At 57.3% G+C, this 21,927-nt stretch carries 17 protein-coding genes and 4 tRNA genes; 18 read left to right on the top strand and 3 right to left on the bottom strand.

Going from position 1 to position 21,927, the window contains the following annotated elements; genetic code table 11:
- Positions 1-29: 29 nt before the first annotated feature.
- Positions 30-311 (bottom strand): peptidylprolyl isomerase PpiC, encoded by a 282-nt coding sequence (ppiC, locus tag ACN28Q_RS11035; RefSeq protein WP_095846387.1) that lies wholly within the window; start codon positions 309-311, stop codon positions 30-32.
- Positions 312-452: 141 nt separating this feature from the next.
- Between ppiC and rep the strand changes: the two genes are divergently transcribed.
- The gene (gene rep / locus ACN28Q_RS11030; protein WP_095848997.1) at positions 453-2,477 is read left to right on the top strand and encodes a DNA helicase Rep; all 2,025 of its coding nucleotides are present in this window, start codon (positions 453-455) and stop codon (positions 2,475-2,477) included.
- A gap of 101 nt (positions 2,478-2,578) precedes the next feature.
- On the opposite strand, the gene ppx is transcribed toward rep, so the two are convergent.
- Positions 2,579-4,075, bottom strand: a complete 1,497-nt coding sequence (ppx, locus tag ACN28Q_RS11025; RefSeq protein ID WP_165907036.1) for an exopolyphosphatase — start codon at positions 4,073-4,075, stop codon at positions 2,579-2,581.
- 6 nt (positions 4,076-4,081) lie between these two features.
- Positions 4,082-5,368 carry an ATP-dependent RNA helicase RhlB gene (gene rhlB, locus ACN28Q_RS11020; RefSeq protein ID WP_095846385.1) on the bottom strand — a complete coding sequence of 429 codons (1,287 nt, stop codon included), beginning with the start codon at positions 5,366-5,368 and terminating at the stop codon, positions 4,082-4,084.
- Positions 5,369-5,485: 117 nt separating this feature from the next.
- Here rhlB and trxA point away from each other — a divergent pair, with 117 nt between their 5' ends.
- The 17 genes from trxA to ACN28Q_RS10935 all read left to right on the top strand — a co-directional run bounded on the left by trxA (position 5,486) and on the right by ACN28Q_RS10935 (position 21,285).
- Positions 5,486-5,812 (top strand): thioredoxin TrxA, encoded by a 327-nt coding sequence (gene trxA, locus ACN28Q_RS11015; protein WP_095846384.1) that lies wholly within the window; start codon positions 5,486-5,488, stop codon positions 5,810-5,812.
- Between the two features lie 394 nt (positions 5,813-6,206).
- The gene (rho, locus tag ACN28Q_RS11010; protein WP_095846383.1) at positions 6,207-7,466 is read left to right on the top strand and encodes a transcription termination factor Rho; all 1,260 of its coding nucleotides are present in this window, start codon (positions 6,207-6,209) and stop codon (positions 7,464-7,466) included.
- Positions 7,467-7,897: 431 nt separating this feature from the next.
- Entirely contained in the window at positions 7,898-8,977 is a 1,080-nt protein-coding gene (gene wecA / locus ACN28Q_RS11005) for a UDP-N-acetylglucosamine--undecaprenyl-phosphate N-acetylglucosaminephosphotransferase (RefSeq protein ID WP_095846381.1), read from the top strand.
- Positions 8,978-8,989: 12 nt separating this feature from the next.
- Positions 8,990-10,042 carry an ECA polysaccharide chain length modulation protein gene (gene wzzE / locus ACN28Q_RS11000; protein ID WP_095846380.1) on the top strand — a complete coding sequence of 351 codons (1,053 nt, stop codon included), beginning with the start codon at positions 8,990-8,992 and terminating at the stop codon, positions 10,040-10,042.
- Positions 10,043-10,126: 84 nt separating this feature from the next.
- Positions 10,127-11,257: a non-hydrolyzing UDP-N-acetylglucosamine 2-epimerase gene (gene wecB / locus ACN28Q_RS10995; protein ID WP_095846379.1), complete on the top strand. Its 1,131-nt coding sequence runs from the start codon at positions 10,127-10,129 to the stop codon at positions 11,255-11,257.
- Positions 11,254-12,516: a UDP-N-acetyl-D-mannosamine dehydrogenase gene (wecC, locus tag ACN28Q_RS10990; RefSeq protein ID WP_095846378.1), complete on the top strand. Its 1,263-nt coding sequence runs from the start codon at positions 11,254-11,256 to the stop codon at positions 12,514-12,516. The genes wecB and wecC overlap by 4 nt, the downstream gene beginning before the upstream one ends.
- Before the next feature lie 29 nt (positions 12,517-12,545).
- Positions 12,546-13,268: a dTDP-4-amino-4,6-dideoxy-D-galactose acyltransferase gene (gene rffC, locus ACN28Q_RS10985; protein WP_095846377.1), complete on the top strand. Its 723-nt coding sequence runs from the start codon at positions 12,546-12,548 to the stop codon at positions 13,266-13,268.
- Positions 13,255-14,385: a dTDP-4-amino-4,6-dideoxygalactose transaminase gene (rffA, locus tag ACN28Q_RS10980; protein WP_095846376.1), complete on the top strand. Its 1,131-nt coding sequence runs from the start codon at positions 13,255-13,257 to the stop codon at positions 14,383-14,385. The genes rffC and rffA overlap by 14 nt, the downstream gene beginning before the upstream one ends.
- 1 nt (position 14,386) lies before the next feature.
- On the top strand, positions 14,387-15,637 hold the full coding sequence (wzxE, locus tag ACN28Q_RS10975) for a lipid III flippase WzxE (protein ID WP_095846375.1): 1,251 nt from the start codon (positions 14,387-14,389) through the stop codon (positions 15,635-15,637).
- The gene (locus ACN28Q_RS10970) at positions 15,634-16,719 is read left to right on the top strand and encodes a TDP-N-acetylfucosamine:lipid II N-acetylfucosaminyltransferase (protein ID WP_095846374.1); all 1,086 of its coding nucleotides are present in this window, start codon (positions 15,634-15,636) and stop codon (positions 16,717-16,719) included. Before wzxE ends, ACN28Q_RS10970 begins: the two co-directional genes overlap by 4 nt.
- Positions 16,716-18,074, top strand: a complete 1,359-nt coding sequence (gene wzyE / locus ACN28Q_RS10965) for an ECA oligosaccharide polymerase (RefSeq protein WP_095846373.1) — start codon at positions 16,716-16,718, stop codon at positions 18,072-18,074. The genes ACN28Q_RS10970 and wzyE overlap by 4 nt, the downstream gene beginning before the upstream one ends.
- A 14-nt stretch (positions 18,075-18,088) precedes the next feature.
- Complete coding sequence (gene wecG, locus ACN28Q_RS10960) at positions 18,089-18,829, top strand: lipopolysaccharide N-acetylmannosaminouronosyltransferase (protein ID WP_095846372.1); 741 nt, start codon at positions 18,089-18,091, stop codon at positions 18,827-18,829.
- 423 nt (positions 18,830-19,252) lie between these two features.
- Positions 19,253-20,656 (top strand): bifunctional threonine/serine APC transporter ThrP, encoded by a 1,404-nt coding sequence (thrP, locus tag ACN28Q_RS10955; protein WP_095846371.1) that lies wholly within the window; start codon positions 19,253-19,255, stop codon positions 20,654-20,656.
- Between the two features lie 135 nt (positions 20,657-20,791).
- Positions 20,792-20,868 (top strand) — tRNA-Arg (locus ACN28Q_RS10950).
- 59 nt (positions 20,869-20,927) lie between these two features.
- Positions 20,928-21,003 (top strand) — tRNA-His (locus ACN28Q_RS10945).
- Between the two features lie 44 nt (positions 21,004-21,047).
- Positions 21,048-21,134, top strand: a tRNA-Leu gene (locus tag ACN28Q_RS10940).
- A 74-nt stretch (positions 21,135-21,208) separates the two neighbouring features.
- A tRNA-Pro gene (locus ACN28Q_RS10935) sits at positions 21,209-21,285 on the top strand.
- The last annotated feature ends 642 nt before the right edge of the window (positions 21,286-21,927 follow it).

The following is a 21,927-nucleotide window of genomic DNA, read 5'->3' as shown; positions in this document are numbered from 1 at the left end:
TGGTGTTGCCCGCCGCGTGGCGGCAGCGATTAATTGCGGTATAACACCTTGATGATGTGATAGCCGAACTGGGTTTTGACCGGCCCGAAGGGCTTGAGCAGCGGAATGCTGAATACCGCCTTATCGAACGCTGGCACCATGGTGCCTTTGTTGAACTCGCCCAGCGAGCCGCCGTTGCGTTTTGACGGGCAGCGTGAATATTTACGTGCCAGCGTGTCAAAGCTGACGCCGCGTTTGAGTTTAGCCAGCAGCTCGTTGGCCAGCTTTTCGTTATCCACCAGGATGTGCAGGGCGCACGCGGTCTTTGCCATGGGGTTACCTTCGTTGATGCGTAATGGCGTTGATTATACCCGCGATTGCGCGTCTTTTCCGTTGAATGTGGTTCTCAATCCCGGCGCGGCTTTCTGCTACAATCCCTCTCCCACGTTATGCAAGCCGAGCAGAAAAGAGCCATGCGATTAAACTCCAGCCAACAACAAGCCGTCGAATTTGTCACCGGGCCATGTCTGGTGCTGGCCGGCGCCGGCTCCGGCAAGACCCGCGTTATCACCAATAAAATCGCCCATCTGGTGCACCATTGCGGCTACCAGGCGCGCCATATTGCTGCGGTGACCTTTACCAACAAGGCCGCGCGCGAGATGAAAGAGCGTGTGGCGCAGACCATGGGGCGTAAAGAAACGCGTGGTCTGATGATTTCCACCTTTCATACGCTGGGGCTGGAGGTGATCAAGCGCGAATATGCCGCGTTGGGCATGAAATCCAACTTTTCGCTGTTTGACGATCAGGATCAGCTGGCGCTGCTGAAAGAGCTGACCGAGAAATGGTTGGAGAATGACAAAACGCTGGTGGCGCAGTTGATTTCGACCATTTCCAACTGGAAAAACGATCTGGTTAACCCGGAGCAGGCAATGGGGTTGGCCCGCTCGGAGCGCGATAAGCTGTTTGCCCATTGCTACGGCCTGTACGATACGCACATGCGGGCATGCAACGTGCTGGATTTCGACGATTTAATCCTGCTGCCCACGCTGCTGCTGCAGCGTAATGCCGAGGTGCGGGAGCGTTGGCAAAACCGCATCCGCTATCTGCTGGTCGATGAATATCAGGACACCAACACCAGCCAGTATGAGCTGGTGAAGCTGCTGGTGGGCAACCGCGCGCGCTTTACCGTGGTGGGCGATGACGATCAGTCGATCTATTCCTGGCGCGGCGCCCGCCCGCAGAATCTGGTGTTGTTAAAGGAGGATTTCCCGCAGTTGCAGGTGATCAAACTGGAGCAAAACTACCGCTCCAGCGAGCGCATTCTGAAAGCGGCCAATATCCTGATCGCCAATAATCCCCATGTGTTTGAAAAACGGCTGTTTTCGGAGCTGGGCTACGGGGAAGTGCTCAAAGTGGTGACGGCGAACAATGAAGATCATGAGGCCGAACGGGTGGTGGGGGAGCTTATTGCCCACCACTTTGTGAAGAAAACCCACTATGGCGATTATGCGATCCTCTACCGCGGCAACCACCAGTCGCGGGTGTTTGAAAAGATGCTGATGCAAAACCGCATTCCGTACAAGATTTCCGGCGGCACTTCCTTTTTCTCACGCCCGGAAATCAAAGATTTGCTGGCCTATCTGCGGGTGTTGACCAACCCGGATGACGACAGCGCTTTTTTGCGCATTGTGAATACCCCCAAGCGCGAAATTGGGCCGGCGACGCTGCAAAAGCTCGGCGAATGGGCCAATCAGCGCAATAAGAGCCTGTTCCGCGCCAGCTTTGATCTTGGCCTGAGCCAGTCGTTGAGTGGCCGTGGGCTGGAATCGCTGCAGCGTTTCACCCACTGGATGGCCGAAGTGGCGCAACTGGCGGAGCGTGAACCGGTGGCGGCCGTGCGCGATCTGATCCGTGGCGTGGATTATGAAAGCTGGCTGTTTGAAACCTCCACCAGCCCGAAAGCAGCCGAAATGCGGATGAAAAACGTCAATACGCTGTTTGGCTGGATGACCGAAATGCTGGCCGGCAGCGATCTGGAAGAGCCGATGACGCTGACCCAGGTGGTCACACGCTTTACCCTGCGCGATATGATGGAGCGCGGCGAAAATGAAGAAGATCTGGATCAGGTGCAATTGATGACGCTGCACGCCTCCAAAGGGTTGGAGTTCCCGTATGTGTTCCTGGTGGGGATGGAGGAAGGGTTGCTCCCACATCAGAGCAGCATTGATGAGGATAATGTCGATGAAGAGCGGCGCCTGGCCTATGTAGGGATAACCCGCGCCCAAAAAGAGCTGATTTTCACCCTGTGCCGTGAACGGCGCCAATATGGCGAGCTGGTGCGGCCGGAGCCCAGCCGCTTCCTGTTGGAGCTGCCGCAGGATGATTTGCAGTGGGAAAGCGAGCGCAAAGTGGTGAGCCCGCAAGAGCGGATGCAAAAGGGGCAGAGCCATTTGGCGAACGTCAGGGCGATGTTGGCCAAGGCGAAGGGCGGGAATTAGGGCGCCTGCAAGAGATTTGCACGGTTACCCCAGCCGTAAAGGGCTGCCCTGGCTCGAACACCGGTGCTAACGCGATGAAACACCCGCTGGCGCAGCGGGCTTTAGTTCTGCTCTTCCAGCACCAACGGCCAATGGACATAGCTTTGCCAATGGCTCTCCTGCTCCAGCGTCTCGCCCCGCAGCGGATGCTGCTCAAGCCAGCCATGCGGCAGGATCACCGTCAGTTCCTCATCACTACCGGCCCGCAGTCGCACCGCCGGCAACGTGTCATCGCGGCGGCGGCTGGCAAAAATAATCGCCAGACGCAGAAGACGGCACAGGCGCTGCGCCATGATCGGCGGCACCGCATTTTGCTGGCTGAGCAGCGCCAAATCGATGGTGTTGCTTTGGTTTTGCAGCAGGGTGGCTAACAGCTTTTTCTGGGCGGGCGTAAAACCGGGCAGGTCGAGATGATTCACCAGATAGGCAGCATGCTGTGGCGCCCGTTTGAAATCAACGCTAAGGCCGATCTCGTGGATTAAACAGGCGGCATGCAACAATTCCCGACATCGTTCGTCTAGCTGCCAGGTATTGGCCACCTGTTGGGCGAAGTTGGTCGCCAGCAGGTTAACGCGTTCCGCTTGTTCAGTGTCCAGCAGATAGCGGCGCTGCAGGTTGCGCAGTGTGCGGTTGCGCACGTCTTGATCCACCGGCAGGTGCAGCATGCCGTACACCAGGCCTTCACGCAGCGCGCCGCCGGCCAGCATCATGCTCTCGATGCCCAGTTCCTGGAAAATCGCCAACAGAATAGACAGGCCGCTGGGGAAAACCAGCGCTCGCTCAAGCGTCAGGCCTTCAATTTCCAGCTCTTCCAGCTTGCCGCATTGAATGGCGCGTTGCTTCAACTGGCGCAGCTTCTGCAGGGTAATGCGCTCATCCATGCCTTGCGCCACCATGATTTCCTGCAGCGCCTGCACGGTGCCGGAAGCCCCGACGCAGATTTGCCAGCCCTGCTTGCGCAGTGGGTCAACCACCGGGCGCACCATATCGCGCGCGGCCTGTTCGGCGCGCTCGAAGTTTTCCCGCCCCAGGTTGCGATCGCTAAAAAAGCGTTCCAGCCAGGTGACGCAGCCCATCGGCAGGCTGAACAGCTGCGAAGCCTGCGCGCCGGTGCCGGTGACCAGTTCGGTGCTGCCGCCGCCGATATCCACCACCAAACGGCGATCCGGCCCCCCGGTGGTGTGGGCGACGCCGTGATAAATCAGGCGGGCTTCTTCCTCACCGCTGATCACTTGGATCGGGCAGCCGAGGATCTGTTCGGCGGTCTGCAAAAATGCGTCGGCGTTATTCGCCAGGCGCAGCGTTGCCGTTGCCACCACACGGATCTGCTGGGGGGGAATATCCTGCAGGCGTTCAGAGAACAGCTTCAGGCACTGCCAGCCCCGCTGCATGGCCTCGTGCGACAAGAGATTGTTCTGATCCAGCCCGGCGGCGAGGCGCACTTTGCGCTTGATGCGCGCCAGGGTCTGGATACTGCCAGCCACCTCACGCACCACCAACATGTGAAAACTGTTGGAGCCAAGGTCAATGGCGGCATAAAGCGTGCTGGAACTGAGCATGATTTATCAGCCTGAACGTTTACGGTTGTTACGTGGCGCACTGCTGCGGCGTTGCGACGTATTGCGGCGCGGGCCGTTGCTGTTGCGCGGGCGCTGCAGGCGTTTTGGCGCCGGCAGATCGGTCAGCAGCGCGTCGCTGTTGTATTTGCTCACCGGAATACTGTGGCCGGTATAGGTTTCGATCGCTGGCAGGTTGAGCGCGTATTCTTCACAGGCCAGGCTGATGGAGTGCCCACTGGCGCCGGCGCGGCCGGTACGGCCAATGCGGTGCACGTAGTCTTCGCAGTCGTCGGGCAGATCGTAGTTGAATACGTGAGTCACGGCCGGAATATGCAGCCCACGCGCAGCAACGTCGGTGGCGACCAGGATGTCCAGGTTACCCTTGGTGAAGTCTTCCAGGATACGCAGGCGTTTCTTTTGCGCGACGTCGCCGGTCAGCAGGCCTACGCGGTGGCCGTCGGCGGCCAGATGGCCCCAGATGTCTTCACAGCGGTGCTTGGTGTTGGCGAAGATGATGGCGCGGTCCGGCCATTCTTCTTCGATCAGCGTCTGCAGCAGGCGCATTTTTTCTTCGTTGGAAGGGTAGAACAGCTCTTCTTTTATGCGGTGGCCGGTTTTCTGTTCCGGTTCCACTTCAACATATTCAGCGTTGTTCATTTGTTCAAAGGCCAGTTCGCGCACGCGGTAGGACAGCGTGGCGGAGAACAGCATGTTCAGGCGTTGATCCACCGCTGGCATCCGGCGGAACAGCCAGCGGATGTCTTTGATAAAGCCCAGATCGTACATCCGATCGGCCTCATCCAGCACCACCACCTGAATGGCGCCCAAATCGATGTAGTTCTGCTTGGCATAATCGATTAAGCGGCCAGTGGTGCCGATCAGGATATCAACGCCGCTTTCCAGCACCTTGAGCTGTTTGTCGTAGCCGTCGCCGCCGTAGGCCAGGCCCAGTTTCAGGCCGGTGGACTGGGACAGGGCTTCCGCATCGGAGTGGATCTGCACCGCCAACTCACGCGTTGGCGCCATGATCAATGCGCGCGGCTGATTGATCTGACGATCCTGTTTCGCCGGGTGGGAAAGCAGATAATGGAAAGTAGACGCCAAAAATGCCAACGTCTTGCCGGTACCGGTTTGCGCCTGGCCTGCTACGTCACGCCCGGAGAGCGTGAGCGGCAATGCTAACGCCTGAATAGGCGTGCAGTTATGAAACCCTTTATTTTCAAGGGCTTCAATCACTAACGGGTGCAGGGCGAAGTCGGAAAACTTCTGTTCTGTTAAGTGTGTTTTGCTCATAGTGTGGTAGAATATCAGCTAACTATTGCTTTACGAAAGCGTATCCGGTGAAATAAAGTCACCTTAGGTTGGTTAATGCTACACCAACAAGGTAGACATAATCCTGTGGAGTAAAACATGAGCGATAAAATTATTCACCTGGCTGACGACAGCTTCGACACTGACGTACTGAAAGCTGAAGGTCCTGTCCTGGTCGATTTCTGGGCTGAATGGTGTGGGCCGTGCAAGATGATTGCTCCGATTCTGGATGAAATCGCCGAAGAATTCGAAGGCAAACTGACCATCGCCAAGTTGAATATCGATCAGAACCCGGCGACGGCGCCGAAGTACGGCATCCGCGGCATCCCAACGCTGCTGCTGTTCAAAAATGGTGAAGTGGCGGCGACCAAAGTTGGCGCGTTGTCAAAAGGCCAACTCAAAGACTTCCTGAACGCGAATCTGTAAGCGGGCAGGATGCCTTTGGAGGGCGTCTGGCGAGATTGTGATTCAACGCTAGACGCCCGCCAGGAAGCGTGCTAAATTTAGCCACAACTGCATATAGTACTTGCCATAAGTTTTAAATCTAAAGAGTTAGAATCTAAGCTTTACTCTGTGTTGAAGCGTCGGCGCTGAAAGAAAAAGTGAACCCAGCCGGTGTTTTAACAATCAAACGGTTTTGCAAAAAATCAGTTTTAAGGCACCTTCGATCTTACACCGTCAGCGCATGCGTCCACAGTAAGGCTGTACCTTACCGGGCCGAGCTGGTGATCGAACGCCCAGTAAACAGGCACGTATCACGCTGCCATACCATTCACGATACTAAGTTCGAGACATACCCCGAGTTTAAGAACCCACCACTATGAATCTTACCGAATTAAAGAATACGCCGGTTTCTGAGCTAATTACTCTAGGCGAAAATATGGGGCTGGAAAACCTTGCCCGTATGCGCAAACAGGACATTATCTTCTCTATCCTCAAGCAACATGCCAAGAGTGGGGAAGATATCTTCGGCGACGGCGTCTTGGAGATACTGCAGGATGGATTTGGTTTCCTCCGCTCCGCAGACAGCTCCTATCTCGCCGGCCCTGACGACATTTACGTTTCTCCAAGCCAAATCCGCCGTTTCAACCTCCGCACCGGTGATACCATTTCCGGTAAGATTCGTCCGCCAAAAGAAGGCGAGCGCTATTTTGCCCTGTTGAAGGTTAACGAAGTTAACTACGACAAACCGGAAAATGCCCGCAGCAAAATCTTGTTTGAGAACTTGACGCCGCTGCATGCTAACTCCCGTCTGCGCATGGAGCGCGGCAACGGTTCGACCGAAGATTTGACCGCTCGCGTACTGGATCTGGCATCGCCAATCGGCCGTGGCCAGCGTGGCTTGATTGTGGCGCCGCCGAAAGCCGGTAAAACCATGCTGCTGCAAAACATCGCGCAGAGCATCGCCTACAACCACCCTGACTGCGTGCTGATGGTGTTGCTGATCGATGAACGCCCGGAAGAAGTGACCGAAATGCAGCGTCTGGTGAAGGGCGAAGTGATCGCTTCTACCTTCGACGAACCGGCTTCCCGCCACGTTCAGGTCGCCGAGATGGTGATCGAGAAAGCCAAGCGCCTGGTTGAGCACAAAAAAGACGTGATCATCCTGCTGGATTCCATCACCCGTCTGGCCCGTGCCTACAACACCGTAGTGCCTGCGTCGGGTAAAGTGCTGACCGGTGGTGTGGACGCCAACGCCTTGCACCGTCCGAAGCGTTTCTTCGGCGCAGCGCGTAACGTGGAAGAGGGCGGCAGCCTGACCATCATCGCCACCGCGCTGGTGGATACCGGTTCGAAAATGGACGAGGTTATCTACGAAGAGTTTAAAGGTACCGGCAACATGGAACTGCACCTGGCGCGTAAAATCGCCGAGAAGCGTGTGTTCCCGGCGATCGATTACAACCGCTCCGGTACCCGTAAAGAAGAATTGCTTACCACGTCTGAAGAACTGCAGAAAATGTGGATCCTGCGTAAGATTATTCACCCGATGGGCGAGATCGACGCAATGGAGTTCCTCATCAACAAATTGGCGATGACCAAAACCAATGATGAATTCTTCGATATGATGAAGCGCTCATAATTGAGTAAAAAATCCGGAGAACGCCACGCCTAAGCGTGGCGTTTTTCGCATTTGACGGATACGATAAGTAGCAGTAATAAAAGCGTAAGTTATTTTGTAACTTATCATTTTGGATTTCTGTAGCCAAAATAATTCGCGTAGCAGGAAGGCGGCAACGCAGTGAATCCTCAGGAGCTTACTTGAGTAAGTGACTGGGGTGAACGAGGAAAGCCAACACACCTGCAGCTTGAAGTATGAAGGGTATACATTATTAGCAGGCAATTCATATGCCGCATTACGGTTTCAATGTGGAGGATGGCTATTGCGTAATGGGAATCAATTACTGTTGTCATAGGAAATGACTGAAAGGGAGTACAACATCTGGTGCCTTCTGTAGCCCGTGTTAAGCTGCCTTACTTTCTCAGAGATCTGTTAACTGTGAACTTACTCACATGAGTACTGAACTTCTATTTGTTTTTCTGTTTTCTTTGGCTTTTCTCTTTGTTGCCCGCAAGGTCGCAAAACGCATTGGCTTGGTTGATAGACCCAACTACCGTAAACGCCACCAGGGGATGATCCCGTTGGTCGGCGGCATTTCTGTCTATATCGGCCTGTGTTTCGCCTTTCTGATCTCTGACCAAACGATTGCTCACGGAAAATTATATCTGGCCTGCGCCGGCGTGCTGGTATTGGTTGGCGCGCTGGACGATCGCTATGATATCAGCGTAAAAATCCGTGCCCTGGTTCAGGCGCTGGTGGGTATCGCCATGATGGTCTTTGCCGGCCTGTATCTGCGCAGCTTCGGGCACGTGCTCGGCAACTGGGAAATGCAGCTCGGCCCTTTTGGCTACCTGGTGACGCTGTTCGCCGTCTGGGCCGCGATCAACGCGTTTAACATGGTCGATGGCATTGACGGCCTGCTCGGCGGGCTGTCCTGCGTATCGTTCGGCGCGCTCGGGCTGCTGCTCTATCTGAGCGGGCATACCGACCGTGCATTCTGGTGTTTCGCCATGATCGCCGCCATTGTGCCCTATGTGTTGCTTAACCTCGGCATTCTCGGCCGGCGCTATAAGGTGTTTATGGGCGATGCCGGCAGCACGCTGATTGGCTTTACCGCCATCTGGCTCTTGCTGCAAAGTTCCCAGGGCGTGAGCCACGCCATCAACCCGGTTACCGCACTGTGGATCATCGCCATCCCGCTGATGGATATGATCGCCATCATGTATCGCCGTCTGCGTAAAGGCATGAGCCCGTTCTCGCCGGATCGCCAGCACATTCACCACCTGATCATGCGCGCGGGGTTTACCCCGAACCAGGCGTTTGTATTGATCACCCTGGCGGCCGCGCTGCTGGCGGCGATTGGCGTGCTCGGCGAGCGGCTTACTTTTATCCCTGAATGGTTTATGTTGGCATTATTTCTGCTGGCATTCCTGTTCTATGGTTATTGCATCAAGCGCGCCTGGCGCGTTGCGCGTTACATCAAGCGTTTAAAACGCCGCATGCGGCGTTCCGGCAATAAGCAACAACCTTAACCAGAGGCTGTGATGACTCAAGAGACAACATCTGTCAAAAGGACCCCGGTGGTGGATAACGAGCTAGATATCCGCGGCCTGTTTTGTACCCTGTGGCGCGGTAAAGCCTGGATCATCGGGATGGCGCTGCTGTTTGCCGTGGTGGCATTGGGCGTCTCTTACCTGGTGAAGCAGGAATGGAGCGCGACGGCGATTACCGACCGGCCGACGGTGAATGCCCTGGGCGGTTACTATTCGCAGCAGCAGTTTCTGCGCAATCTGGACGCTCGCGCCACGCCGGTGGCTCCCGCCGATCAACCCGGTATTGCGGATGAAGCCTATAATGAATTTGTGATGCAGTTGGCCGCGTATGATACCCGCCGTGATTTCTGGCTGCACACCGACTATTACCGGCAGCGCCAGGAAGGCGATGCGCGTGCTGATGCCGTGCTGCTTGATGAACTGATCGCCAATATTGTCTTCACCGCGCGCGATGACAAAAAAGTCCCGAACGATAGCGTAAAATTAACCGCCGAAACCGCCAGTGATGCCAACCGCCTGCTGCGCCAGTATGTGGCTTTCGCCAGCCACCGGGCGGCGCAGCACTTGAACGAAGAAATTCAGGGCGCCTGGGCGGCGCGCACCACTTCCATGAAGGCGCAGGTCAAGCGCCAGGAAACGGTGGCCAAGGCGTTGTATCAACGCGAACTGAACACCGTGCAGCAGGCGCTGAAAATCGCCGATCTGCAGGGCATTAGCCGCACCCAGACGACGACGCCGGCGGAGCAACTGCCGGATTCCGATCTGTTCCTGCTGGGCAAGCCGATGCTGCAGGCGCGCCTGGAAGGGTTACAGGCATCCGGGCCATCTTATGATCTTGATTACGAACAAAACCGCGCGATGCTGGCAACATTGAACGTCGGCCCGACGCTGGATGACAAGTTTCAGACTTACCGCTATCTGCGCACCCCGGAAGAGCCGGTGAAACGCGATAGCCCACGGCGCATATTCTGGCTGGTGCTGTGGGGGGCCGTAGGTGCTCTGGTTGGCGCGGGTATTGCCTTGGCTCGCCGGCCAACTCATTAAAATATAATAATAATTCTTTGAATGGGTGCGAAAGCACCCCATTTGCAGGTTCGCCTGCAGTTAACCGACAAGAAGAGACCCACAGTGAAAGTGTTGACTGTTTTCGGCACCAGGCCTGAAGCTATCAAAATGGCTCCTCTGGTACATGCTTTGGCGCAGGATGCTGCCTTTGAATCAAAAGTCTGCGTCACAGCGCAGCATCGTGAGATGTTGGATCAGGTGCTGCGATTGTTTGCGATCGCGCCGGATTATGATCTCAATATCATGAAGCCTGGGCAAGGGTTGACGGAAATCACTTGCCGGATCCTTGAAGGCCTGAAAGGCGTGCTCGAAGATTTCAAGCCGGATGTCGTCTTGGTGCACGGTGATACCACGACGACGCTAGCCACCAGCCTGGCGGCGTTTTACCAGCGCATTCCTGTCGGCCACGTGGAAGCGGGCCTGCGTACCGGTAATCTGTATTCCCCCTGGCCCGAAGAGGCCAACCGCCGGCTGACCGGCCACCTGGCGGCGTATCATTTCGCGCCGACGGAAAACTCACGGCAGAATTTGCTGCATGAACAGCAGCCGGACAGCCATATTTTCGTGACGGGCAATACCGTGATTGATGCGTTGTTCTGGGTGCGCGATCAGGTGCTAAGCGATGCCGCCCAGCGCACCCGCATAGCGCAGCGCTATGCCTTCCTGGATGCCGATAAAAAACTGATCCTGGTGACCGGCCACCGCCGTGAAAGTTTTGGCGGCGGGTTTGAGCGCATTTGCAGCGCGCTGGCGGACATTGCCCGCAGCCACCCAGAGGTGCAGGTGGTGTACCCGGTGCACCTCAACCCGAACGTCAGCGAGCCGGTTAACCGTATTTTGCAAGGCATCGACAATATTTTCCTGATCGAGCCGCAAGACTACCTGCCGTTTGTTTATCTGATGACGCATGCCTATCTGATCCTGACCGACTCCGGCGGCATTCAGGAAGAGGCGCCGTCGCTGGGCAAGCCGGTGCTGGTCATGCGCGACACCACCGAACGGCCGGAAGCGATCGATGCCGGCACGGTACAACTGGTAGGGACGGACGTGGCCCGGATCGTCAGCGCGGTGACCCGCCTGCTGACGGACGAAGAGACCTATCACATGATGAGCCGGGCCCATAATCCTTACGGTGACGGGCATGCCTGCCAGCGTATCCTCAAAGCTTTGAAGAATCATCAGGTGACACTATGAATTTTGACACGATCTCGGTTATTGGTCTGGGCTACATCGGGCTGCCAACGGCGGCGGCTTTCGCTTCCCGCAGGAAAAAAGTGGTGGGCGTCGATGTGAACCACCATGCGGTCGATACCATTAACCGTGGCGCCATTCATATTGTCGAACCTGATCTGGCCCACGTGGTGAAAGAGGCGGTGGAAGGGGGCTATTTGCAGGCGGTGACCAAGCCGCAGGCAGCCGATGCGTTTCTTATTGCCGTTCCCACCCCGTTTAAAGGCGACCATGAGCCGGATCTGGCCTTTGTCGAAGCCGCGGCGAAATCGCTGGCGCCGGTGCTGAAAAAAGGCGATTTGGTCATTCTGGAATCCACCTCCCCGGTGGGGGCGACGGAACAGATGGCGCAATGGCTGGCCGAAGCCCGCGGCGATCTGCGTTTCCCGCAGGATGCGGGCGAAGCCGCTGACGTGAATATCGCCTATTGCCCGGAGCGCGTGCTGCCGGGGCAGGTGATGGTGGAGCTGATTCAAAACGACCGTGTGATTGGCGGCATGACGCCGCGATGCTCCGCGCGCGCCAGCGCCCTGTACAAGATTTTCCTCGAAGGCGAGTGCGTGATTACCAACTCCCGCACGGCGGAGATGTGCAAACTGACGGAAAACAGCTTCCGCGACGTGAATATTGCCTTTGCTAACGAACTGTCGCTGATCTGCGCCGAGCAGGGGATTAACGTGTGGGAGCTGATTCGCCTGGCGAACCGCCACCCGCGCGTCAACATTTTGCAGCCCGGCCCCGGCGTTGGCGGCCACTGCATTGCGGTGGATCCGTGGTTTATCGTGGCGCAGAACCCGCAACTGGCGCGCCTGATCCACACCGCACGCCTGGTTAACGACGGCAAACCGCTGTGGGTGGTCGATCGCGTTAAAGCGGCCGTTGCCGACTGCCTGGCGGCGACCGGTAAACGGGCGGCGGAGGTCAAAATCGCCTGCTTCGGCCTGGCGTTCAAGCCCAATATCGACGATCTGCGTGAAAGCCCGGCGGTGGAAGTGGCGCAGTTGATCGCCAACTGGCACGTGGGGGAAACCCAGGTGATCGAACCGAACGTGGAGCAACTGCCGAAAGCGTTGGCCGGCCAGGTGGTGCTGAAAGATCTCAATGCTGCGCTGCAGCAGGCCGATGTGTTGGTGCTGCTGGTGGATCACAATGAATTCCGCGCCATTGCGCCCGAGGCCATCAAACAACGCTGGATTGTGGATACCAAAGGCGTCTGGCGTTAACGCCGGCACCGCCTTAAGGAGTGGGGAATATGTGCCTGTATGCCACCGTTGAGCCGTTAAGCTGGGAAAGCGCGTTTTTCGGCATGGCCAGCGCGAAGCTGAACTTCAGCTCGCCGGCGCCGGCCGTTACCGCCGAGGCGCTGGATGCGTTTACGCTGGTGCAGGCCAGGATCCCGGCGCAGCGTCTGGATTTGGCCGATGCGCTGGCGGGCTTCGGCTTTCGCCTGGTGGAAGGGGCGGTCGATCTTTCCCTGGCCGTCGACGATGAACCCCCGGCAGCCCAGGGTTTGCCGGTGCGCCCCGCCACGCCGGCGGATATTCCCGCGCTGCGCGCGGCGGCCAGCACAGTGTTCGCCATTAGCCGCTTTCGCGCGCCGTGGTATGCGCCGCAAGACAGCGGCCGCTTTTATGCCGCCTGGGTTGAAAAAGCGGTGCTCGGCACCTTTGATCACCAGTGCCTGTTGGCATTGGGCAGCGATGGCCAGCCCGTTGGGTTTGTCAGCCTGCGCGATATCGGCCAGCAGCAGGCGCGTATTGGGCTGCTGGCGGCGTTCCCCGGGGCGGCAGGCCAGGGCGTCGGCGCCCGCCTGATGGCGGCGGCGCAGGGCTGGTGCCAACAGCGGCAACTGACGCGCCTGTGGGTGGCGACCCAACTGGGCAACATTCCCGCATTGCGGCTCTATCAACGGCACGGTGCCAGGGTGACGGACACCGCGTACTGGTTATACCGAGGTTTACATGATTCCATTTAACGCACCACCGGTAGTGGGTACCGAGCTTGAATATATGCAGGCGGCCATGGGCAGCGGCAAACTGTGCGGCGATGGCGGCTTTACCCGCCGCTGCCAGCAGTGGATGGAGCAACACTTCGCCTGCCCGAAAGTGCTGCTGACGCCGTCGTGCACGGCATCGCTGGAGATGGCGGCTATCCTGCTGGATATCCAGCCGGGCGATGAAGTCATCATGCCGAGCTATACCTTTGTGTCCACCGCCAACGCCTTTGTGCTGCGCGGGGCGACGATCGTCTATGTGGATATCCGCCCGGATACCCTGAACATCGATGAAAGTAAAATCGAAGCGGCAATCACCGAGAAAACCCGCGCCATTGTGCCGGTGCACTACGCCGGCGTGGCCTGCGAGATGGACACCATCATGGCGCTGGCGGAGAAGCACAACCTGCTGGTGTTGGAAGACGCCGCCCAGGGCGTGATGTCCACCTATAAAGGTAAGGCGCTGGGCACCATCGGCCACGTGGGCGCGTTCAGTTTCCACGAAACCAAAAACTATACCGCCGGCGGTGAAGGCGGCGCCACGCTGATTAACGATCGCGCCTTGATTGAGCGGGCGGAGATCATTCGCGAAAAGGGCACCAACCGCAGCCAATTCTTCCGCGGCCAGGTTGATAAATACACCTGGCGTGATATTGGCTCCAGCTATCTGATGGCCGATTTACAGGCGGCCTATCTGTGGGCGCAGCTGGAAGCGGCTCAGCCAATCAACGCGCGCCGCCTGCAGCTCTGGCAAAACTACTACAACGCCTTCAAACCGTTGGCCGCGGCGGGGCGGATCGCCTTGCCGGTGATCCCGGCCGATTGCGTGCACAATGCGCACATGTTTTACCTCAAGCTGCGTGATATTCAGGATCGTTCGGCGTTCATCGCCTACCTGAAAGAAGCGGAGATTTTGTCGGTATTCCACTATATCCCGCTGCACAGCAGCCCGGCGGGCGAGCGTTTCGGCCGCTTTGACGGCGAAGACCGCTTCACCACCCAGGAAAGCGAGCGCCTGGTGCGACTGCCGCTGTTCTACAATATGTCGGACGTTAATCAGCGCACGGTGATCAGCACCATCCTGAGCTACCTCGCCTGATATGTCGTTGGCAAAAGCATCACTCTGGACCGCCGGCTCCACGCTGATCAAAATCGGCGTGGGGCTGTTGGTCGTCAAGCTGTTGGCCGTGGCCTATGGCCCGGCTGGCGTGGGGCAGGCGGGCAACTTCCGCCAGTTGGTCACCGTGCTGGGCGTGCTGTCTGGCGCCGGGATATTCAACGGCATCACCAAATACGTCGCCCAGTATCATCAGGATCCGCAGCGCCTGCGCCTGGCGGTGGGCACTGCATCAAGCATTGTGCTGGGGTTCTCAACCCTGCTGGCGCTGGTGTTCCTGTTTGCCGCCGAGCCGATCAGCATCGGGCTGTTTGGCCATGCGCGTTATGTTAACGTGGTGCGGGCCGTGGCGTTTATTCAGATGGGCATTGCCTATGCCAACCTGTTTCAGGCGGTGTTGAAGGGCTATCGCGACGCGATGGGCAACGCGCTCTCCGTGATCGGCGGCAGCCTGATTGGCGTGGCGGCCTATGCCTTGTGTTTCACGCTGGGCGGCTATGAAGGCGCGCTGGTCGGCCTGGCGCTGGTGCCGGCACTGGTGGCGTTTCCCGCCGGCGTGTTGCTGTGGCGGCGCAGCCCGATGCCGCTGCGCCACCTGCTGCCCGCGTGGGATGGGGCGTTGGCCAGCCACCTGGGCAAGTTCACCATTATGGCGCTGATAACCTCGGTGACGCTGCCGGTGGCTTACGTGATGATGCGTAACCTGTTGGCCCGGCATTACGGCTGGGATGCGGTGGGGATTTGGCAAGGGGTGAGCAGCATTTCCGATGCCTATCTGCAGTTTATTACCGCCTCATTCAGCGTCTATCTGCTGCCGACGCTCTCACGCCTGGTGGACAAACAGGCCATTTCGCAGGAAATTGTGCGTTCGCTGAAGTTTGTGCTGCCGGCGGTGGCGGCGGCCAGCTTTGCCGTTTGGCTGCTGCGCGATGTGGCGATTTGGCTGTTATTCTCGGACAAGTTCACCGCCATGCGCGATCTGTTCGCCTGGCAACTGGTGGGCGATGTGCTGAAAGTGGGCGCCTATGTATACGGCTATCTGGTGATCGCCAAGGCGGCGCTGCGGTTTTATATTCTGACGGAAGTCAGCCAGTTTTTGCTGCTGACGCTGTTTTCTCATTGGCTGATACCGTTGCACGGTGCACTGGGCGCGGCGCAAGCCTATATGGCAACCTACATCGTGTATTTTGCACTGTGTAGCTGCGTATTTATTCTTTATCGTAGACGAGTATGACCACACTGATTCACGTACTGGGATCTGACATCCCGCATCACAATCAGACGGTGCTGCGTTTCTTCAACCAGGTGCTGGCAACGCGCTTGCCGCAGGAACAGGTGCGCCACTTTATGGTGGCTGCCAAAGACGTGGCCGCGCTGGGGCAATTTCCGGCGCTGGCGGTTGAAAGCTACGCCGGCAAGAAAAGCCTGGCGCAGGCGGTGATCGCCCGTGCGCAGGCCGATCGCAGTTGCCGTTTCTTCCTGCATGGGCAGTTCAACCCCACGCTGTGGCTGGCGTTGCTCAGCGGCAAAATCAAGCCCGAGCAGGTGAGCTGGCATATATGGGGGGCCGATCTGTATGAAAACGCCACCAGCTGGAAATATCGCCTGTTTTATCTGCTGCGCCGTATGGCGCAGGGGCGGGTGGGGCACGTTTTCGCCACCCGGGGCGATCTGATCCATTACCATCAGCGGCACCCGCGGGTGCCGGCTTCGCTGCTGTACTTCCCAACGCGGATGGATCCCCAACTGACCGGCGTGGAGGTCGAGAAGAACCTTGCCGGGCCGATGACTATCCTGGTGGGCAACTCCGGCGATAATACCAACCGCCATATTGAAGCGCTGCAGGCGATCCACCAACAGTTCGGCGCCAATGTGCGGGTGATCGTGCCCATGGGCTATCCACCCAATAATGGCGCCTATATCGAGCAGGTGCGCAAGGCCGGCCTGGCGCTGTTCGGCGCCAAAAACCTGCAGTTGCTGACGCAGCAGGTGGCATTTGACGATTACCTGAACATCCTGCGCGAGTGCGATCTCGGCTACTTTATTTTCGATCGCCAGCAGGGCATCGGCACGCTATGCCTGCTGATTCAGTTCGGCGTGCCGTTTGTGCTTAGCCGCCAGAACCCGTTCTGGCAGGATTTGGCGGAGCAGCGCCTGCCGGTGCTGTTCTATGGCGATACGCTGGATGAGGCGGTGGTGCGTGAAGCCCAGCGGCAACTGGCGCAGGTGGATAAGCAGGCGATCGCTTTCTTCAACCCGAACTACATTGATGGCTGGCAACAGGCGCTGGAGCTGGCGGCGGGAGAACAGCCATGACGCTGGCGCAATTTGGCGGCCTGTTGGTGGTTTATCTGATTGGGCTGTTGTTTGTGCTAGCGCTGACCTACCGCGAGTTTCGGCGCGTTCGCTTTAACTTCAACGTGTTCTTCTCGTTGCTGTATTTGCTGACGTTCTACTTCGGTTTCCCGCTGACCTGCCTGCTGGCGATGCGCTTTGGCGTCGACGTGGTGCCGCCGGCGTTCCTGCTGTACGCCATGCTGTCGGCCACCTGCTTTTACGCTATCTATTACGTCAGCTATAAAACCCGCTGGCGTTTGGCGGCCAGCCGGCCGCGCGCGCCGCTGTTCACCATGAACCGGGTGGAAACCAACCTGACCTGGGTGCTGCTGATGTTGGTGGCGATCAGCACCGTCGGCATTTTCTTTATGCACAACGGATTCCTGCTGTTCAAGCTCAACTCCTACAGCCAGATTTTTTCCAGCGATGTTTCCGGCGTCGCGCTTAAACGCTTCTTCTACTTCTTTATTCCGGCGATGCTGGTGGTGTATTTCCTCCGGCAGAGCATGGGCGCCTGGTTCTTTTTCCTGCTGGCGACGGTGGCGTTCGGCTTCCTGACCTATCTGATCGTCGGCGGCACGCGTGCCAATATCATCATCGCATTCGCCCTGTTCCTGTTTATTGGCATCGTTCGCGGCTGGATCACCTTATGGATGCTGGCGGCGGCGGGCATCTTTGGCATCGTCGGCATGTTCTGGCTGGCGCTCAAGCGCTACGGGCTGGATGTGAGCGGCGACGAAGCGTTCTATACCTTCCTGTATCTGACGCGCGATACCTTCTCGCCGTGGGAAAATCTGGCGTTGCTGCTGCAAAACTACGATAAGATCGATTTTCAGGGGCTGGCGCCGATCGTGCGCGATTTTTACGTCTTTATTCCCGCCTGGCTGTGGCCGGGGCGGCCGGACGTGGTGCTCAACAGCGCCAACTACTTTACCTGGGAAGTGCTGGATAACCATTCCGGGCTGGCGATTTCGCCCACGCTGATTGGCTCGCTGGTGGTGATGGGCGGCGTGCTGTTTATCCCCCTGGGGGCGGTGGTGGTTGGGCTGATCATCAAATGGTTCGACTGGCTGTATGCCCTGGGCCGGGCGGAGCCGAACCGTTATAAATCGGCGATCCTGCAGGGCTTCTGTTTTGGCGCGGTGTTCAACATCATTGTGCTGGCGCGCGAAGGGCTGGACGCATTCGTTTCGCGCGTGGTGTTTTTCTGTCTTATTTTCGGCGCCTGCCTGGTGGTGGCGAAGCTACTGTTCTGGCTGTTCGACAGCACCGGGCTTATCCGGGCGCGTTCGCAGCATCGGCCTGCGCCACCGCAGGCTGACGGTTTTCTGTAAGGGTCATAATCATCATGGAAGCAAAGGTGTCTGTTGCCCAATACGCGCTGCGCGGTTTTAGCCTTTGGGGCTTTCGCGATATGGCGCAGTGTCTGGATTTTCTGTTTGATGGCGGCAAGATCAGGCAGGGAACGCTGGTGGCAATGAATGCCGAAAAAGTCCTGAATGCGGAGCGCGATCCGGCGCTGCGCGCATTGCTGGACGAGGCGGAATACAAGTACGCCGACGGAATCAGCATGGTGCGTGCCATCCGGCGAAAATACCCCGGTGCCGAGGTGGCGCGCGTGGCGGGTGCGGATCTGTGGGAAGCGCTGATGCAGCGTGCGGGCCGGGAGGGCACGCCGGTGTTTCTGATCGGCGGTAAACCGGCCGTGCTGGCGGAAACCGAGCAGAAGCTGCACCGGCAGTGGAATGTGAACATTGTCGGCTGCCAGGACGGCTATTTTGCGCCCGAGGCGCGCGGCGCGCTGTTTGAACGCATTCGCGCCAGCGGGGCGGCGATCGTGACTGTGGCTATGGGCTCGCCGAAGCAGGAAATCCTGATGCGGGACTGCCGCAAGGTACACCCTGATGCGCTGTATATGGGCGTAGGCGGCACCTATGACGTGTTTACCGGCCATGTGAAGCGTGCGCCCAAGGTGTGGCAGCGTCTGGGCCTGGAGTGGCTTTACCGGCTGTTATGCCAGCCCAGCCGGCTGCGCCGCCAACTGAAGCTGCTGAAGTTTGTGGGTTACTATTATAGCGGCAAGTTATGATGGCGCCGGTTTTTGCGCGGCATGCCGGCGGTTATCGCCTCACCGCGTTATTCCCGGCGCAGCGTATACCGCGCCTTTTTCCTGAAAAACCTGCGTTTCTATAACCTCCTGCCCTAATACGCCGCTTGTTTATTTCATAAAGTTTTAACGTGCGGTTTGCTTATAGCCGCAAAATGCGAAACGATACCGACCGGAAATTATTCCTTACGGCCTTTACGCTGGGTTTGCCGGGCGAAACTGCGTTTTTTTACTGCGCTTTTGCCGGCTACCCCGTGGATAGTGCTGCCGATGAGGGTAATTAACCACCTAAAACAATAATGACCGGTGCCAGCCGGCAGGCAAACATAACAGGGGTTGTGTTCCATTCGGGCAACGCCGAACGGCGGTGGATGGAAGCAGCCGATAAATAACAACTGAGGATTTATGGCGAGTAAAGAAAAACCGCAGGGACTACAACGGGGGCTGGAAGCCCGGCATATTGAATTGATTGCGCTGGGCGGCACCATTGGCGTCGGTCTGTTTATGGGATCGGCCAGTACGCTGAAGTGGGCTGGGCCGTCAGTATTGCTGGCCTATATCATTGCCGGGCTGTTTGTCTTCTTCATCATGCGCTCGATGGGGGAAATGCTGTTCCTGGAGCCGGTGGCCGGCTCCTTTGCCGTTTATGCGCATAAGTATATGAGCCCCTACTTCGGCTACCTGACGGCCTGGGGATATTGGTTTATGTGGATTGCCGTCGGGGTGTCCGAGATCACCGCTATCGGCGTGTACGTCCAGTTCTGGTTCCCGGAAATACCGCAGTGGCTGCCGGCGTTGATTGCCGTAGGCATGGTGGCGTTGGCTAACCTGGTGGCGGTCCGGCTGTATGGTGAACTGGAATTCTGGTTCGCGATGATCAAGGTCACCACGATTATTGTGATGATCCTGGTTGGCCTGGGGGTGATCCTCTTTGGCTTCGGCAACGGCGGCGAACCAATCGGCTTTGCCAACCTGACGGCGCACGGTGGCTTCTTCGCCGGCGGCTGGAAAGGCTTCCTGTTTGCACTCTGTATTGTCGTGGCGTCCTACCAGGGGGTTGAGCTGGTCGGTATTACCGCCGGCGAGGCTAAAAATCCGAAGGTCACCCTTAAGCGGGCGATCAACAACATCCTGTGGCGTATCCTGATCTTCTACGTGGGCGCCATCTTCGTGATTGTGACCATCTTCCCGTGGAACGGCATCGGCACTGCCGGTAGCCCGTTTGTGCTGACCTTCGCCAAGATTGGCATCGTTGCAGCGGCCGGGATCATTAACTTTGTGGTGCTGAGTGCGGCGCTCTCCGGCTGCAATAGCGGTATGTACAGCGGCGGGCGTATGCTGTATGCGCTGGCGAAAAATCGCCAGTTGCCGGCGGCGTTGACCAAGCTTTCCGCCAACGGCGTGCCGGTCAACTGTATTGCGATTACCATCTTCTGCCTGCTGGCCGGCGCGATGCTGAACTACATCATTCCAAACCCGCAGCAGGTGTTTGTGTATGTGTACAGCGCCAGCGTGCTGCCGGGGATGGTGCCGTGGTTTGTGGTGCTGATTAGCCAGCTCCATTTCCGCCGCGTGCATAAAGAAGCGATTAAAACCCATGGCTTCAAGTCGGTCATGTTCCCGTACGTGAACTACCTGACCATCGCTTTCCTGCTGTGCGTGCTGGTTGGTATGGGGATTAACCCGGATACGCGTATTTCCCTGCTGGTTGGGGCGGTGTTCCTGGCTGCCGTCAGCGTCTGCTATTTCGCATTAGGCATGAATAAAAAACAGCATCAGGCTGAAAATCGGGTAGAAACTCAGCAATAAGCCGCTAAAAAGGGCTATGGATGGCCCTTTCTTGCGTAGTGCTGCGCAAAGCATAAGCAAACGCAACATTTCTGCGAAAAAGCACTAGACAGGATCGGTTTAAATCCGTAGTATCCCCACCCGCAACGGCGCTACGCGCCCGTAGCTCAGCTGGATAGAGCGCTGCCCTCCGGAGGCAGAGGTCTCAGGTTCGAATCCTGTCGGGCGCGCCATTAAGTTTGTGCGCAAGAGCTGCGGTGGTATGATTACCGCGTGATTTTAAGAAGTAATGGTGGCTATAGCTCAGTTGGTAGAGCCCTGGATTGTGATTCCAGTTGTCGTGGGTTCGAGTCCCATTAGCCACCCCATTCTTCCTACGGGAAGTGACGAGTAAAAGCTGTTTTGTGGCCGTGCGAAGGTGGCGGAATTGGTAGACGCGCTAGCTTCAGGTGTTAGTGTCTTAACGGACGTGAGGGTTCAAGTCCCTCTCTTCGCACCACGCAAAATGTCTTAAATAGTTAATATTTTCATAGACATAAAGCTTATTACCCGGTAGTATGCCAGACAAGAAATCGGCGAGTAGCGCAGCTTGGTAGCGCAACTGGTTTGGGACCAGTGGGTCGGAGGTTCGAATCCTCTCTCGCCGACCACATTCGAGAAACCTGCTTTCATAAGCAGGTTTTTTTTCGCCTGTCATCTTTGCCCTCTCTTCGGCCGTCAGCGATTTTCCGCTCCCGTGATCGCTTTTTCCCTATTTTGTTCAGCGTGTTGCGCCAATCTGTTGGTTTTCGGCGACATTGACCCTGTGGCCTGTCGCCAGCAGGAGACATATAATTCACTGAATCTATTAAATAAAAACTCTAAGTGGTCAGGCTGTCGTTTGCAGGCGACAAAAAACCGATGTGCCACTTGCAAAGGGGCCGCCGTGTAACGGCCGATATTAAAAATAACGAATTTAATCACTTAAAAATCATGTTGATAGATGTCTGTTGTGTCTAAATGGCAAAGTTGGCACGCCAAGTGCAATATCTATCCCGTAGATGCTCATTCCATCCCTTATGTTCGCCTTAGGCTTCATAAACCCTGGGAATGATGCAGAGCCGATTTAGGGTGCCTATTGCCTACCAGAACGATGAAAGGTTGCTTGCAGCTGTTTCATCATACTCAGGGCATTACGTTGAGTGAGGCACCGCCCCTGTTGTCCTAGACCTGATTGCTTTTCTTATACACTTGCCGGTTCGGCAAGTGTTTTTTTTGCCTGTCGTTTGGCGGCAGGGCAATAAAGCAGGGGG

This window comes from Gibbsiella quercinecans, from assembly GCF_002291425.1.
GTDB classification, from domain to species: domain Bacteria; phylum Pseudomonadota; class Gammaproteobacteria; order Enterobacterales; family Enterobacteriaceae; genus Gibbsiella; species Gibbsiella quercinecans.
This window is presented reverse-complemented; position numbering and strand designations above follow the sequence as displayed.

Bases quoted from the DNA above. Each gene is read 5' to 3' on its own strand.
- ppiC (WP_095846387.1), bottom strand. From the start codon at position 311: ATGGCAAAGACCGCGTGCGCCCTGCACATCCTGGTGGATAACGAAAAG.
- rep (WP_095848997.1), top strand. From the start codon at position 453: ATGCGATTAAACTCCAGCCAACAACAAGCCGTCGAATTTGTCACCGGG.
- ppx (WP_165907036.1), bottom strand. From the start codon at position 4,075: ATGCTCAGTTCCAGCACGCTTTATGCCGCCATTGACCTTGGCTCCAAC.
- rhlB (WP_095846385.1), bottom strand. From the start codon at position 5,368: ATGAGCAAAACACACTTAACAGAACAGAAGTTTTCCGACTTCGCCCTG.
- trxA (WP_095846384.1), top strand. From the start codon at position 5,486: ATGAGCGATAAAATTATTCACCTGGCTGACGACAGCTTCGACACTGAC.
- rho (WP_095846383.1), top strand. From the start codon at position 6,207: ATGAATCTTACCGAATTAAAGAATACGCCGGTTTCTGAGCTAATTACT.
- wecA (WP_095846381.1), top strand. From the start codon at position 7,898: ATGAGTACTGAACTTCTATTTGTTTTTCTGTTTTCTTTGGCTTTTCTC.
- wzzE (WP_095846380.1), top strand. From the start codon at position 8,990: ATGACTCAAGAGACAACATCTGTCAAAAGGACCCCGGTGGTGGATAAC.
- wecC (WP_095846378.1), top strand. From the start codon at position 11,254: ATGAATTTTGACACGATCTCGGTTATTGGTCTGGGCTACATCGGGCTG.
- rffC (WP_095846377.1), top strand. From the start codon at position 12,546: ATGTGCCTGTATGCCACCGTTGAGCCGTTAAGCTGGGAAAGCGCGTTT.
- rffA (WP_095846376.1), top strand. From the start codon at position 13,255: ATGATTCCATTTAACGCACCACCGGTAGTGGGTACCGAGCTTGAATAT.
- wzxE (WP_095846375.1), top strand. From the start codon at position 14,387: ATGTCGTTGGCAAAAGCATCACTCTGGACCGCCGGCTCCACGCTGATC.
- ACN28Q_RS10970 (WP_095846374.1), top strand. From the start codon at position 15,634: ATGACCACACTGATTCACGTACTGGGATCTGACATCCCGCATCACAAT.
- wzyE (WP_095846373.1), top strand. From the start codon at position 16,716: ATGACGCTGGCGCAATTTGGCGGCCTGTTGGTGGTTTATCTGATTGGG.
- wecG (WP_095846372.1), top strand. From the start codon at position 18,089: ATGGAAGCAAAGGTGTCTGTTGCCCAATACGCGCTGCGCGGTTTTAGC.
- thrP (WP_095846371.1), top strand. From the start codon at position 19,253: ATGGCGAGTAAAGAAAAACCGCAGGGACTACAACGGGGGCTGGAAGCC.